This window comes from Klebsiella sp. CN_Kp113, assembly GCF_040064585.1.
GTDB classification, from domain to species: Bacteria; Pseudomonadota; Gammaproteobacteria; order Enterobacterales; family Enterobacteriaceae; genus Klebsiella; species Klebsiella michiganensis.
This window is the reverse complement of sequence record NZ_JBEAID010000026.1, coordinates 14382-27651: the sequence shown is the minus strand read 5'-3', so window position 1 is coordinate 27651 and position 13270 is coordinate 14382. Positions and strand designations below refer to the sequence as shown.

13 protein-coding genes and 1 pseudogene are annotated in these 13270 nt (G+C 62.0%); 8 read left to right on the top strand and 6 right to left on the bottom strand.

Annotated features, from left to right (window positions below; translation table 11 throughout):
* Window positions 1–47: 47 nt before the first annotated feature.
* Both guaD and ABLV30_RS17945 read right to left on the bottom strand, forming a co-directional pair.
* Window positions 48–1367, bottom strand: coding sequence for a guanine deaminase (guaD, locus tag ABLV30_RS17950; protein WP_025106222.1), 1320 nt, complete (start codon window positions 1365–1367; stop codon window positions 48–50).
* A gap of 109 nt (window positions 1368–1476) precedes the next feature.
* A complete protein-coding gene (locus ABLV30_RS17945; protein ID WP_014228761.1) occupies window positions 1477–2964 on the bottom strand; it encodes an NCS1 family nucleobase:cation symporter-1 in 1488 nt (495 codons plus the stop codon).
* Window positions 2965–3108: 144 nt separating this feature from the next.
* Between ABLV30_RS17945 and ABLV30_RS17940 the strand changes: the two genes are divergently transcribed.
* The 3 genes and pseudogenes from ABLV30_RS17940 (at window position 3109) to puuE (ending at window position 5517) form a co-directional block, all read left to right on the top strand.
* On the top strand, window positions 3109–3825 hold the full coding sequence (locus tag ABLV30_RS17940; protein WP_014228762.1) for a GntR family transcriptional regulator: 717 nt from the start codon (window positions 3109–3111) through the stop codon (window positions 3823–3825).
* Window positions 3825–4697, top strand: a pseudogene (locus ABLV30_RS17935) (aspartate/glutamate racemase family protein); the annotation flags it as partial. The gene ABLV30_RS17940 and the pseudogene ABLV30_RS17935, both read left to right, overlap by 1 nt.
* Window positions 4585–5517, top strand: coding sequence for an allantoinase PuuE (puuE, locus tag ABLV30_RS17930; protein ID WP_004849698.1), 933 nt, complete (start codon window positions 4585–4587; stop codon window positions 5515–5517). The pseudogene ABLV30_RS17935 and the gene puuE, both read left to right, overlap by 113 nt.
* Window positions 5518–5646: 129 nt before the next feature.
* Here the strand turns inward: puuE and hpxZ are convergent, their stop codons facing one another.
* Genes hpxZ through hpxW form a run of 4 tightly spaced genes read right to left on the bottom strand, consistent with a single transcriptional unit; the run spans window position 5647 to window position 9205 of the window.
* Window positions 5647–6033, bottom strand: coding sequence for an oxalurate catabolism protein HpxZ (gene hpxZ, locus ABLV30_RS17925; RefSeq protein ID WP_009653539.1), 387 nt, complete (start codon window positions 6031–6033; stop codon window positions 5647–5649).
* Window positions 6030–7427, bottom strand: coding sequence for an AtzE family amidohydrolase (locus ABLV30_RS17920; RefSeq protein ID WP_265800580.1), 1398 nt, complete (start codon window positions 7425–7427; stop codon window positions 6030–6032). The genes hpxZ and ABLV30_RS17920 overlap by 4 nt, the downstream gene beginning before the upstream one ends.
* Complete coding sequence (hpxX, locus tag ABLV30_RS17915) at window positions 7424–7612, bottom strand: oxalurate catabolism protein HpxX (RefSeq protein WP_004131209.1); 189 nt, start codon at window positions 7610–7612, stop codon at window positions 7424–7426. Before hpxX ends, ABLV30_RS17920 begins: the two co-directional genes overlap by 4 nt.
* Window positions 7613–7621: 9 nt before the next feature.
* A complete protein-coding gene (hpxW, locus tag ABLV30_RS17910; protein ID WP_265800582.1) occupies window positions 7622–9205 on the bottom strand; it encodes an oxamate amidohydrolase in 1584 nt (527 codons plus the stop codon).
* A gap of 168 nt (window positions 9206–9373) precedes the next feature.
* Here hpxW and hpxU point away from each other — a divergent pair, with 168 nt between their 5' ends.
* The 5 genes from hpxU (at window position 9374) to ABLV30_RS17885 (ending at window position 13265) form a co-directional block, all read left to right on the top strand.
* Window positions 9374–10213, top strand: coding sequence for a MurR/RpiR family transcriptional regulator HpxU (gene hpxU / locus ABLV30_RS17905; RefSeq protein WP_004849708.1), 840 nt, complete (start codon window positions 9374–9376; stop codon window positions 10211–10213).
* A gap of 214 nt (window positions 10214–10427) precedes the next feature.
* Complete coding sequence (locus tag ABLV30_RS17900) at window positions 10428–11213, top strand: transporter substrate-binding domain-containing protein (protein ID WP_014838043.1); 786 nt, start codon at window positions 10428–10430, stop codon at window positions 11211–11213.
* A 9-nt stretch (window positions 11214–11222) separates the two neighbouring features.
* Window positions 11223–11888: an amino acid ABC transporter permease gene (locus tag ABLV30_RS17895; RefSeq protein WP_014228770.1), complete on the top strand. Its 666-nt coding sequence runs from the start codon at window positions 11223–11225 to the stop codon at window positions 11886–11888.
* Window positions 11888–12544, top strand: coding sequence for an amino acid ABC transporter permease (locus ABLV30_RS17890; protein ID WP_014228771.1), 657 nt, complete (start codon window positions 11888–11890; stop codon window positions 12542–12544). The genes ABLV30_RS17895 and ABLV30_RS17890 overlap by 1 nt, the downstream gene beginning before the upstream one ends.
* Entirely contained in the window at window positions 12525–13265 is a 741-nt protein-coding gene (locus tag ABLV30_RS17885) for an amino acid ABC transporter ATP-binding protein (RefSeq protein WP_025106229.1), read from the top strand. The genes ABLV30_RS17890 and ABLV30_RS17885 overlap by 20 nt, the downstream gene beginning before the upstream one ends.
* Window positions 13266–13270: the final 5 nt, after the last annotated feature.

The following is a 13270-nucleotide window of genomic DNA, read 5'->3' as shown; positions in this document are numbered from 1 at the left end:
GGTCTGGTAGCCCGGACAGGCACAACGTGCCGCCTCCGGGAAAGGGACTACTGCGCAGCCGCATCCCCCCACACGCGCTCGCCGTTTACCCACGTCTCGCTGATATTACGTTCATCGCCCAGGGTCATCAGCACGAACAGCTGTTCATAGATATCTTTGCAGCGCCCGCTGCGTAACCTTTGCAGCGGCGTGACCGCCGGGTCGATAACCACGAAATCGGCCTCTTTGCCGGGCTGGAAATTGCCAATCTTCTCGTCAAGGCGCAGCGCGCGCGCGCCGCCAAGGGTCGCATGGTAGAAGGCTTCGCTGGCGCGCAGGCGATAGCTTTGCAGCTGGCTGACCTTATACGCCTCGCCGAGGGTGCGCAGCATACTGAACGTTGTGCCCGCGCCAACATCGCTACCGATGCCCATGCGCACTTTGTTCTGCCAGCAGGCCGGTAAACGAAACAGCCCGCTGCCGAGAAACAGGTTTGACGTCGGGCAGAAGGCCAGCGCTGAACCGGTCTCGTGCAGGCACTGCCACTCGGCGTCCGCCAGGTGAATGCCGTGGGCAAACACGCTGCGCTCGCCGGTCAGCCGATAGTGATGGTAGACGTCAAGATAGTGCTCATGCTCCGGCCACAGGCTTTTTACCCAGGCCACTTCGTTGAGGTTTTCGCTCAAATGGGTATGCAGCCAGGTATCGGGAAACTCTTCCCGCAGCTGCCGCACCGCGGCCAGCAGCTCCGGCGTTGAGGTCGGCGCGAAGCGCGGCGTAATGGCATAGCCGAGGCGGCCGCGCCGGTGCCAGCGTTCAATCAGTTCGCGAGTTTGCCGGTAGCTCTGCTCCGCGCTTTCGCTCAGGTAGTCCGGCGCGTGGCGATCCATCATCACTTTGCCGGCGAGCAGGCGCATATTCAGGCGCAGCGCTTCGTTAAACAGGGCATCCACCGATTGCGGATGCAGCGTACAAAAAACCAGTGCGGTGGTGGTGCCGTGGCTCAGCAGCTGGTTGACAAAAAACTGCGCGATCTCCGCGGCGTAGTCGGCATCGGCAAACTGGCTCTCCACGGGAAAGGTATAAGTGGTGAGCCACTCCAGCAGCTGCTCGCCAAATGCGCCGATCATCTCGGTTTGCGGATAGTGGACGTGGGCATCGACAAACCCCGGCAGCAGTAGCTTACCGCGCAGGTCGCGATAGCCCTTCTGCGGGTGCAGAAAGCGTTCGCCCTCCTGCCACGGCAGCAGCGCCTGAATGCGTCCGTCGCGAAGAAACAACACGCCATCCTCCAGATAGCGCGCCTGGCGGGCGATATCGTCGGCGCTCTCGGCAACCCCGGCGATATCGAAAAATGCGCCGCGAACCGCGGCATGGTAGTCAAACATCATAGCTGCCCTGTGGGTTAGCGAAAGGATAGGTTGATTGAGCAAGATTAATGCCAGTTTGCGCAGGCGGAGAGCCGCCGCGACGTGACGCCGCGGCGGGAAAGCCGGGTTACTCTTTCTGGGCGAGGGCGCTGAAGCCGGCGGTGGCGCCGACGCGCTCGTCGCGGGCGATCCAGCGGTAGGCCGCGCCGCTCAGGAAGACGCCGATAAACCAGCTAAAGTTAGCCACTTCGTGCAGGGCCGGAATAAAGCTGATGACCAGACCAATCGCGACGGAGGGTACCAGGGCGGCGATCGCTTTCGGGTTAAAGCCGTTGCGGTACCAGTACTGGCCTTTTGGCGTGTCGTCGAACAGGTCGTTAACGGAAACCTTGCCGCGCTTAATGATGTAAAAGTCCACGATCAGGATACCGAACAGCGGGCCGATAAACGCCCCCAGCACGTCGAGGGTGTAGTGGATCAGCTCCGGCGAGTTAAACAGGTTCCACGGCGTCAGCAGAATAGACCCTACGGCGGCAATCATCCCGCCGGTGCGGAAGCTGATTTTCTGCGGCGAGCAGTTAGAGAAATCGAACGCCGGAGAGACAAAGTTGGCCACGATATTAATCCCGATGGTGGCGGTGATCATGGTCAGCAGGCCAATGGCGACCGCCAGGTCGTTACCCACGCGGCTCACGGTCTCAATCGGGTCGGTGATCATGCGGCCAAACAGCGACTGCGTGCCGGAGACAATCACCACGGTCACGATGGAGAACAGCAGGAAGTTAAACGGCAGGCCCCAGCGGTTGCCGCGGCGGATCTCACCCATGCTTTTGCCGTAGCGCGAGAAATCGCCAAAGTTGAGCAGCGGGCCGGAGAAGTAGGAGACCACCAGCGCGGTGGCGGTGATCATCTGCCAGGTCTGCTCCCCGGCGCTCAGCGATTTGCTGGCGAGGGTAAAGGAGATCCCGTCAAAACCGGTCTTGTATACAATCCATCCCGCCAGCGCCAGCATTACCACGTAGACCGCCGGGCCGGCGATATCGATAAAGCGCTTGATGGCGTTCATCCCGTGCCAGAACACCATCGCCTGCAGCAGCCACATGGTGGCGAAGCAGAGCCAGCCCAGATGCGACAGGCCAAGGAAGCTGGAAGCGGTGAGCGTCGACAGCGAGGGCCAGAACTTCAGCAGCACCAGCATCAGCGCGTTGGCGGCGAGATAGGTCTGAATGCCGTACCACGCGAAGGCGATAAGCCCGCGGATCACCGCCGGAATATTGGCCCCAAAGACGCCAAACGCCTGACGGCAAATGACCGCGTAGGGCACCCCCGCCATCTGGCTGGGCTTCGCCACCAGGTTAGCGCACAGCTGAACGATGCAAATCCCCACCAGCAGGCACAGCAGCACCTGCCAGCTCGCAAGACCAAGGGTAAAGAAGCTTGCCGCCACCACGTAGCCTCCCATGCTGTGCACGTCCGACATCCAGAAAGAAAAGATGTTGTACCAGCTCCAGTTCTGGTCGCGCGTTGGCGCCAGATCCTCATTGCAAAGCCGTGGGCTGTATCCAGCGTGGGGATCAGCGGCCTTAACCTGATGCGTATTTTGTTGATTTGGCATGAAACCTGCTCCTGTAAATGAACACCCGTTTAAATGGATTGCCGAGGCTGTTGCAGGAATCAGGCCAAAACAGTTAATTTTGTATGCAAGAATTAAATTTTATGTATACGATTCGATATCAAAAAGTGAAAGTCGGAGTGGTTAATGAGCAACCAACATCGTCTGCAGGCCGCGCCAGAACTGCAGGATAAAGACGAATCCATCTATCAGGCGCTGATGACCGCGATCGTCGAGCATCAGCTGCCGCCGGGGAGCAAACTGCCGGAGGAGGCGCTGGCGGAGGTGTTTGGCGTAAGCCGCACCGGGATCAGAAAAGTGCTGCAACGACTCGCGACTGTGCAAATGGTCGCCCTGACGCCCAAACGTGGTGCACAGGTCGCCAGCCCAACGGTCGAAGAGGCGCAGGCGATCTTCCGTACCCGCGCGCTGCTGGAGGTGGCCAACCTGCCGGATGTGCTGACCCGCTGCCAGCCGCCGCACCTGGCGGCGCTGGAGGCCATTATCCGTCAGGAGCAACAGGCGCATGAACGCTATGACGGCCCGGCGGCGATCCGCTATTCGGCCGAGTTTCATATCCAGCTGCAGGCGATCTCCGGCAATCAGGTGCTCACCGAGATGGTGACCCGCCTGAGCCAGCGTTCATCCTTGGTTATCGCGGCGTGGGGATCGCCGTGGCGTCAGGGCTGCCGCTGCGACGATCACGAACAGCTTGTCCAGCTGCTGCGCGACAAGGCGCTCCAGCCCCTGAGCGACGCCTTAAGCCACCATTTTGAACATATTGTCGCCAGCCTCTGTTTTGAGCGCTCTGGCGTGACTCTGCCCGATTTTGCCCGGCTGTTTGCCGGCTATAAGGAGCCGTAATGGCCGCTGTTTGTATACAAGTCATCAACCCCAACACCAGCCTGGCTATGACGGAAACCATCGGCGCCGCCGCGCGGGCGGCTGCCGCGCCGGGAACCGAGATTCTGGCGGTCTGCCCCCGCGAGGGCGTGCCGTCGATAGAGGGCCACTTTGATGAAGCCATCGCCGCCGTGGGCGTGCTGGAGCAGATCAAAGCCGGTCGTCAACAGGGGGTAGACGGGCACGTGATCGCCTGTTTTGGCGACCCCGGGCTGCTGGCGGCGCGCGAGCTGGCGCAGGGGCCGGTGGTGGGGATTGCCGAAGCGGCGATGCATATGGCGACGCTGGTGGCCACCCGTTTTTCCATCGTGACCACGCTGCCGCGCACCCTGATCATCGCCCGTCATCTGCTGCACCAGTATGGTTTTCATGACCACTGCGCCGCCCTGCACGCCATTGATTTACCGGTGCTGGCGCTGGAGGACGGCAGCGGTCTGGCGCAGGAGAAAGTACGAGCGCGCTGTATCCAGTCGCTAAAAGAGGACGGCTGCGGGGCTATCGTGCTGGGCTGCGGCGGGATGGCGACGCTGGCCCAGGAGCTGACCCGCGAGCTGCGCGTGCCGGTGATCGATGGCGTCAGCGCGGCGGTCAAAATGGTTGAGTCGCTGGTGGCGTTAGGCCTGTCGACCAGCAAGCAGGGCGATTTAGGGTTTCCGGAAGCCAAGGCGTTGAGCGGCAAATTTCAGGCATTAAATCCCTTTTAATATGAAGAGGTAGCAGATGGCATTTTTGGCAGACGATTACCCGCGCGACCTGCGCGGCTACGGTGGACAGCCGCCGCACGCGCGGTGGCCGAACAATGCGCGCATCGCCGTGCAGTTTGTTCTGAACTACGAAGAGGGCTCGGAAAACCACGTGCTGCACGGCGATGCCGGTTCTGAGCAGTTTCTGTCCGATATTATCGGCGCCGCCAGCTATCCTGACCGGCATATGTCGATGGATTCGCTGTATGAGTACGGCAGCCGCGCCGGTTTCTGGCGCATCCATAATGAGTTCAGCCAGCGGGGACTGCCGCTGACCGTGTTTGGCGTCGCCATGGCGCTGGCGCGTCATCCCGAGGTGGTCGAGGCGATTAAGTCGGCGAACTATGACGTGGTCAGCCACGGCTGGCGCTGGATCCACTACCAGAATATGCCTATCGAGCAGGAGCGGGAGCATCTTCATAAAGCCGTGCAGGTGTTAACCGATCTGTTTGGCAAACCGCCCACCGGCTGGTATACCGGGCGCGATAGTCCCCATACCCGCCAGTTGGTGGTGGAGCACGGCGGTTTTGATTACGACAGCGACTATTATGGCGACGATCTGCCGTTCTGGAGCGAGGTGGCCTGCGGCGACGGGACGCGTAAGCCGCACCTGATCGTACCTTATACCCTCGACGCCAACGATATGCGCTTTGCCACCGCCCAGGGGTTCAATACCGCCGAGCAGTTTTACACCTATTTGAAAGACAGCTTCGATGTGCTGTACGCCGAGGGGGCCAGCGCGCCGAAGATGATGTCCATCGGGATGCACTGCCGCCTGCTGGGGCGCCCGGGCCGCTTCCGCGCGCTGCAGCGTTTCCTTGATTATGTGCAGCAGCACGACCAGGTTTGGGTCTGCACTCGTCAGCAGATTGCCGACCACTGGCGCGACGTTCATCCGTTCCGGGGGTAAAGGCGTTCCCCGGGTCGCGCCGCAAGCGGCTTACCCGGGCTACAGCTCTGCAAACGGCCGCAATCCGGTAGGACCCGTAGCCCGGGTAAGCGCAGCGCAACCCGGGGGATACCGGGAAAGGCGCGGGGCTTAACTCATCAAACTCACCTGGGCGGCGACGATGCGCCAGCCGCAGGGGAAGCGCACCCAGGTTTGCTGCTGTCGGCCAATGCGTTCGCTGCCTTCGCGGGTGAATTCGGTGCTGCACACCGCGTAATCCTCGCCGAAGGTGGTGATGGTGGTGTGCCGCAGCGCGCGCTGCAGGCCGGCGGCCGGGCGGGCGGCGCGAAAGGCGCGGATTTCGTCGATACCGTAGAGATTTTCCCCGGCCCCCAGCCGCACCGTGCGCTTATCGTGCCAGAACAGCTCATCCAGTACCGCGATATCGTTGCTCACCAGCGCTTCCTCATAGCGGTAAAACGCCGCCGTCACCTCGGCGAGAACCAACGGGCGATTAATCTGCTCTTGCGTCATCATGCTGCTATCTCCACCGGGCGGGCGTCGGTAATGCCCATCTCTTCCAGCGCCCGCGCCGCGCGCAGACAGGCTTGTTCATTAAAAGGCGCGGCAATCAGCTGCAGGCCAATCGGCTGACCGTTCGCCGTACGCAGCGGCACGGTGACCACCGGCAGGCCAAGGAAGGAGATGGGCTGGGTCAGCATCCCCATGCTGGCGCGAATCGGCAGCGGCTGGCCGTTAATCTCCATGGTCTGCGCGCCGATGAGCGTCGCGCTGCACGGCGTGGCCGGGGCGATCAGCACATCCGTATGGGCGAACAGGGCTTTAAACGCCTGCTGCGCGTGGCGGCGGAAGCGCTGGGCCTGAAGATACCATGCCGACGGGATCATCGCGCCCGCCAGCAGGCGCTCGCGGGAGTTCGGCTCAAAACGTTCGGGCTGGCTACGCAGCGCGGGCAGGTACTGATTTCCGCCCTCGGCGGCGCTGATAATAAACGCCGCCGAGCGGGCCAGCTCCGCCTCCGGGAAAATCACAGCCTCATGCGCCGCCAGCGCCCCGGCGACGCGAGTGACGGCCGCACGGGCGTCGTTATCGCACCATGTCGTAAAATAACCGCCGAGCGTGGCGCAGCGCAGGCCTTCGAGACCGCGCGACAGCAGATTAGCCGTGCGCTCGCTGGCCTTGTCGGCCTGAAAACCATCGCCCGGATCGCGACCCTGCAGCGCATCGTAGACCGCCGAAAGGTCGCTGACGCAGCGGGCAAATGGACCGATATGGTCGAGGCTGGCGACGAAAGGATGGCTGCCGGAGCGCGATAAACGGCCAAAGGTCGGCTTGAGGCCGAAGATCCCGCACAGTGAGGCCGGGACGCGAATGGAGCCGTTGGTATCGCTGCCCAGCGAGAAATTCACCAGCCCGGCGGCCACCGCCGCCGCCGACCCGCCCGAGGAGCCGCCTGCGATCCGCGAAAGATCGTGCGGGTTACGCGTCGCCCCGTAGTGGCTGTTCTCGGTGGTAAAACCGTAGGCGTAGGCATCCATATTCAGCATCCCGGAGAGCAGCGCGCCCGCGCTATGCAGCTGGCGCACCGCCCAGCTGTCGGCGGCGGCGGCGGGGCGATCGCTCAGCAGCTGCGCCCCGGCAAGGGTGGTATGGCCGGCGACATCGAACAGATTTTTCACCGCGTAGGGAACGCCTGCCAGCGCGGGCAGGGGCTTTTTTTCCCGCCGCAGGGTATCGATATTCTCCGCCTCAGCGAGCATGCGCTTTTCGCTGACGTGGGTCCAGGCGTTGATCTGCGGGTTAACGCGGGCGATGTTCTCCAGGGTGTGGCGGGCGATCTCTTTGGCGCTGAGCTCGCCGGCGGCCAGCGCGCGCTGGATTTCGTGAATCGTCATTTCAGGTAGCTTCATGCTTTATAGACTCCGGCGATTTCGACGCGATCGTCGAGGGGAAAGGCCAGCAGCGGCCCGGCCATGGCGGCAATGCGGCTAAACTGCACCCTGAGCTCTGCGCGCCGCGCATCGTCCAGCTCCAGCGCCAGCAGCTGTTCCATTTGTGTGAGGTAAGCGTCCCATTCGTTGTGCGGTGTGTTCATCATCAGCTCCTAATAACCGGCGGCGGAGCCGTTGCTGCGCGGATCGCTGGCCCCCTCAAACAGGCCGTTGGGATGGCGAACAATCGCCCCGGCGTGGCCCATGGCTTCGCTAAAATCGGCCAGCACGTCAACGTCGTGCCCCAGCTGACGCAGGCGGGCAACGCTTTCGGCGCTGAAGCGGCCCTCCAGCTTGAGCGAGTCGGAAGTCTGCCCCCAGGTGCGTCCCAGCAGCCAGCGCGGCCGGGTGATGCTCTCCTGTAGCGGCACGTTTTGCATGACGTAGCGGGTGAAAATAGCGGCCTGAGTTTGCGGCTGGCCGTCGCCGCCCATGGATCCGTACACCATCACCCGGCCATCGTTCAGCCTTGCGGCGGCGGGGTTGAGGGTGTGAAACGGCTGCTTGCCGGGCGCCAGCGCCAGCAGGTGGCGCGGGTCGAGGCTGAACGATGCCCCGCGGTTCTGCCAGACAATGCCGCTTTCCGGCAGCACCACGCCGCTGCCGAACTCGTGGTACAGGCTTTGGATAAAGGAAACCGCCAGCCCGCTTTTATCGATAACCCCCATCCATACGGTGTCGCCCGGGCCTTTGCCCGCGCCCCACGGGGCCGCCCGTTGGTCGTCGATATTCTCCGCCAGCGGCTGCAGCGCCGCCGGCGTCAGCAGGCTCTGGATATCGACATCAAGGTGGCGGGGATCGGTGATATGCGCGTCGCGCAGGCCGAAGGCCAGCTTGGTCGCCTCCACAATTCGGTGGACGGTCATCGCATCGTCGGCATTGGCCATCGCCAGCCTGTCGGTGATGCCGAGGATCGCCAGCGAAACCAGCCCCTGGGTCGGCGGCGCGAGGTTCCACAGTTCGCCGTGCCGGTGCGCCAGCCTGAGCGGCTGGGGGCGGCGAGCGCGATGCTGCCGCAGGTCGCTAAGGGTGACGGGCAGTCCATACTTTTCCATACCGCGGGCCAGCTGCTCCGCCAGCGGCCCGCGATAGAAGCTGTCTAAACCGTCTTCGGTTAATCGGCGCAGGGTGTTCGCCAGCGCCGGCTGCAAAAAGCGGCTCCCGGCCTTCGGCGGCTGGCCGTCCACCAGAAAGGTTTCGGCGAAGCCGGGCTGGTCGCGCAGTTCGCTGAATTTATCGGCGGTCGCGCTGGCCTGCGAGGCGGTCACCGGGATACCGCCGGCGGCGTAGCCGATGGCATCTTCCAGCAGACGCGTCAGCGGCAGCGATTTCCCGGTTAACTCCCGCGAAACCTTAAGCGCTTCGTCCCAGCCGCTGACGGTGCCCGCCACGGTCAGGGCCGCCTGCGGTCCGCGGTGGGGGATCTGCGCGAGGCCGGCGTAGGCCTGCGGCGTCGCCAGCGACCCCGCCGCGCCGCTGGCGTCAATGGCGATGGGATCGCCCTCGGGGGGCACGATAAGCCAGAAGCCATCGCCGCCGAGGCCGTTCATATGCGGGTAAACCACGGCGATGGTCGCAGCGGCGGCGACCATCGCTTCTATGGCGCTTCCGCCTTCGCGCAGAACCGCCAGCGCGCTCTGGCTGGCCAGATGATGGGGCGCAACCGCCATCCCGCGGGCGGCAACATGACTTTGCATGGGGTGTCCTCAATTAAGCGAAATGTCCGCAGAGGGTTGCAAAAGCTGTTCCATGTCTGAACGTAAAGTTTCAATTGCTGCTGGCGATGGGGGTTTTTTGTCGAACTGGCATGCATTATGAAAGACGTTAACGGTATAGTGCGGTGAAACGAAAGTTACAGAGGTCTTATGCAACAGCTTGATGAACGACTGAAAGAGCAGTACCCGTCATTATCGCCCCAGGAGCAGCGGGTGGCGGATTTTATTTTCGATCATTTTGATGACCTGATTAGCTACAACAGCGCCGAGCTGGCGCAGCTGAGCGGCGTATCGAAAGCCACGGTCAGCCGTCTGTTCAAGCGCCTGGGCTATGAAAAATATAAAGATATGCGCGATGAGCTGCGCACCCTGCGCCAGAGCGGAATGCCGCTGACCGATAATCGCGATGCGGTGCAGGGCAACACGCTGCTGGCGCGCCACTATAAACAGGAGATGGCCAACCTGACCCAGTGGGTTAACGCCCTTGATGTCCAGCAGTTCGCCGAGGCGATTCAGGCGCTGGTGAGCGCCCGGCGTATCGTGATTATCGGCATGCGCAATGCTTATCCGGCGGCGCTGCATCTGCGCCAGCAGCTCCTGCAGGCGCGCGGGCAGGTGCTGGTGCTGCCGCAGCCGGGACAAAGCTTAAGCGAAGAGCTGGTGGATTTAACCGCCGACGATCTGGTGGTGGTGATGGCGTTCCGCCGCCGCCCGCGAATTATTCGCCCGCTGCTGCAGCAGCTGCAGAGCAGCGGCATTCCGGCGCTGCTGATGTGCGAACCGCAGGCCCACGGCCTGTTTCCGCTGGCGCGCTGGCGGCTCTGCGCGCCGCTGGATAGCGTATCGGCCTACGACAGCTACGCCTCGGTCAATAGCCTGATCAATCTGCTGTCGAACGCCTTTCTGCACGAAATTCTCGATAAAGGCCGCCCGCGCATTCACGACATCGCCACCCTTTATCAGCAGCTGGACGAGCTGGAGCAACGATAATGGGGCGCCAGCGTGGTGCCTTGCATGGTTTTGGTGCGATAAAATAATGGGGGAACGCGCGGTTGTTCCCTCTTAATTCCTCAATTTCCCTTGTTTTACGTTCGCTTAGCCAAACGACGGGCTAACCCGATGCGCGGCGCTGTATCTGGCACATTAGTTGCAAAAGTGACTTCAAAGAATCTTTTGTTTCATGCTAACGTAACGGGTAAACATCATGAAGAAACTGTTGATCGCACTGGCCGGGGCCGCTTGTCTGTTAACCAACCTCCCGGCGGCGAAAGCTGACCAGCTCCAGGATATTGAAAAGCGCGGCACGATCCGCATTGCGGTGCCGCAGGATTTCCCGCCGTTTGGCTCGGTGGGTACCGACCTTCAGCCGCAGGGCTACGACATCGATATGGCGCGCTATCTCGCCAAAGAGATGAAGCTCAAGCTGCAGCTGGTGCCGGTGACCAGCGCCAACCGCGTGCCTTATCTGCAAACCGATAAGGTGGACCTGGTGATTTCCAGCCTCGGTAAAAACGCCGAGCGCGAAAAGGTGATCGACTTTAGCCGCGCCTATGCGCCGTTCTTCCTCGGCGTATTTGGCCCGAAAGGCGCGGAGCTGAAAGACCCGGCGGCGCTGAGCGGTAAAAGCGTGGGCGTGACCCGCGGCGCGGTGGAAGATATGGTGCTGACCAGCGTGGCGCCGAAAGAGGCGCAGATTAAGCGCTACGAAGATAACAACACCACGCTGTCGGCCTATTTATCTGGCCAGGTGCAGTATGTGGCCACCGGCAACCTGGTGGTGGCGGCCATCTCCCGGCAGAACGCTGACAAGGCCCCGGTGCCGAGCTTTATGCTGAAGGATTCGCCGTGCTTTATCGGCCTGAAAAAGAACCAACCGGCCCTGAAGGCGAAAGTGGATGCGCTGATTGAGCAGGGCGTAAAAGACGGCACCCTGAACGGTTTGTCTGAGAAGTGGCTGAAAGCGCCGCTGCCTGCCAGCCTCGGCGCGTAAGGTCCGGGCATGACGGAGCAACTTCATTTTTCTGCGCTCTGGCCGCACTGGCCGGAGCTGCTGGCGGGGCTGTGGGTGACCATTCAGCTGACGGTGCTGGCGACGATAGGTGGCCTGACGATTGGCATCTTCGGCGCCGCCATCCGCAGCGGGCGTCCCACGTGGTTCAGCCGGATTTGGGGCGGGTATGTCGAACTGATTCGCAACACGCCGTTTGTGGTACAGCTGTTTTTTATCGTCTTCGGCTTACCGAATCTGGGGCTGAAGATGACGGCGGGCGAGGCCGCGCTGCTGGCGATGGTGGTCAATCTTGGGGCCTACAGTACCGAGATCGTGCGCGCCGGGATTCAGGTGACGCCGAAAGGTCAGTGGGAAGCGGGGCGCGTGCTGGGGCTGACCCGGACGCAGACCTTTATTCAGGTCATTCTGCCGCCCGCGCTGCAGCGCATTTATCCGGCGCTGGTGAGCCAGTGCATCATCGTCATGCTCGGTTCGTCGGTGGTGTCGCAGGTCTCTTATGAAGAGCTGACCTTTGCCGCTAACCTGATTCAGTCGCGCACCTTCCTCAGTTTTGAGGTCTATCTGGTGACGACGGGGATTTATTTAGCGCTGTCGATAACAATGCGTCAGCTGCTGATGGCGGCGGGACGTAAATGGCTGGGGGTGCAGGCATGATGACCACCTTTACCGATTGGGACATTGTCCGCAATCTGCTGCTGGCCGGGCGCTGGACGGTGCTGCTGTCGCTGGTGGCGTTTCTCGGCGGCGCGCTGGTCACGCTGCCGCTCCTGCTGCTGCGCATGACCGGCGGGCGTCAGGTAAAACGCCTGATCCGCGGCTATGTCGAACTGTTTCAGGGGACGCCGCTGCTGATGCAGCTGTTTCTCGCCTTTTTCGGCGTGGCGCTGTTCGGCATCGACGTTTCGGCGTGGACCGCGGCGTCGCTGGCGCTGACGCTGTATACCAGCGCCTTTTTGCTCGATATCTGGTTTGGCAGCATCCGCGCCCTGCCAAAAGGGCAGTGGGAAGCCTCGCGCTGTCTGGGGCTGAGCTTTGGCCAGACGCTGTATCGGGTCGTCGCCCCGCAGGCGCTGCGGATCGCCATCGCCCCGACGGTGGGGTTTGCCGTGCAGGTGATCAAGGGTACCGCGCTGGCGTCGATTATCGGCTTCGTCGAGCTGACCAAAGCGGGAACGATGCTGACCAACGTGACGTATCAGCCGTTTAAAGTCTTTGCGCTGGTGGCGCTGGGCTATTTCATTCTGTGTTACCCGCTGTCCCGCTACAGCCGCCATCTGGAGAACAAATTCAATGCCTCTCATCACCATTAATCAGATGCAGAAGTACTACGGCGATAACCACGTGCTCAAGGGCGTCGATCTGGATATCGATATGGGCGAAGTGATCTCGATTATCGGCCGCAGCGGGTCGGGCAAAAGCACGCTGCTGCGCTGCATCAACGGCCTGGAAGGCTATCAGGAAGGCAGCATTAAGCTCGGCGGGATGACCATTACCGACCGCGAATCGCAGGCGCGGGAGATCAGCCGCTCTATCGGCATGGTGTTCCAGAGTTTTAACCTGTTTCCGCATATGACGGCGCTGGAAAACGTGATGCTGGCGCCGCGTCGGGTGCTGAAGAAGAGCGCCGCCGAGTGCCGTGAACTGGCCCAGCGGATGCTGGAAAAGGTCGGATTGGGCGACCGGCTCGATTACTACCCGTCGAGTCTCTCCGGCGGCCAGCAGCAGCGCGTGGCGATTGCCCGCGCGCTGGCGATGTCGCCAAAAGTTTTACTCTGTGACGAGATCACCTCGGCGCTGGATCCGGAGCTGGTTGGCGAAGTGCTTAAGGTGCTGGAGCAGCTGGCGGCGGAGGGCATGACGCTGATTCTCGTGACCCATGAAATGAATTTTGCCCGCGAAGTGGGCGACCGCGTCGTGTTTATGCATCAGGGACGGGTCTGGGAGCAGGGCGACAGCAAAACGCTGTTCGCCAACCCGCAGACCAGCGAACTGAAGCAGTTTATTTCCTCCGTGCGCGGCCTCAATCAATAAGGACT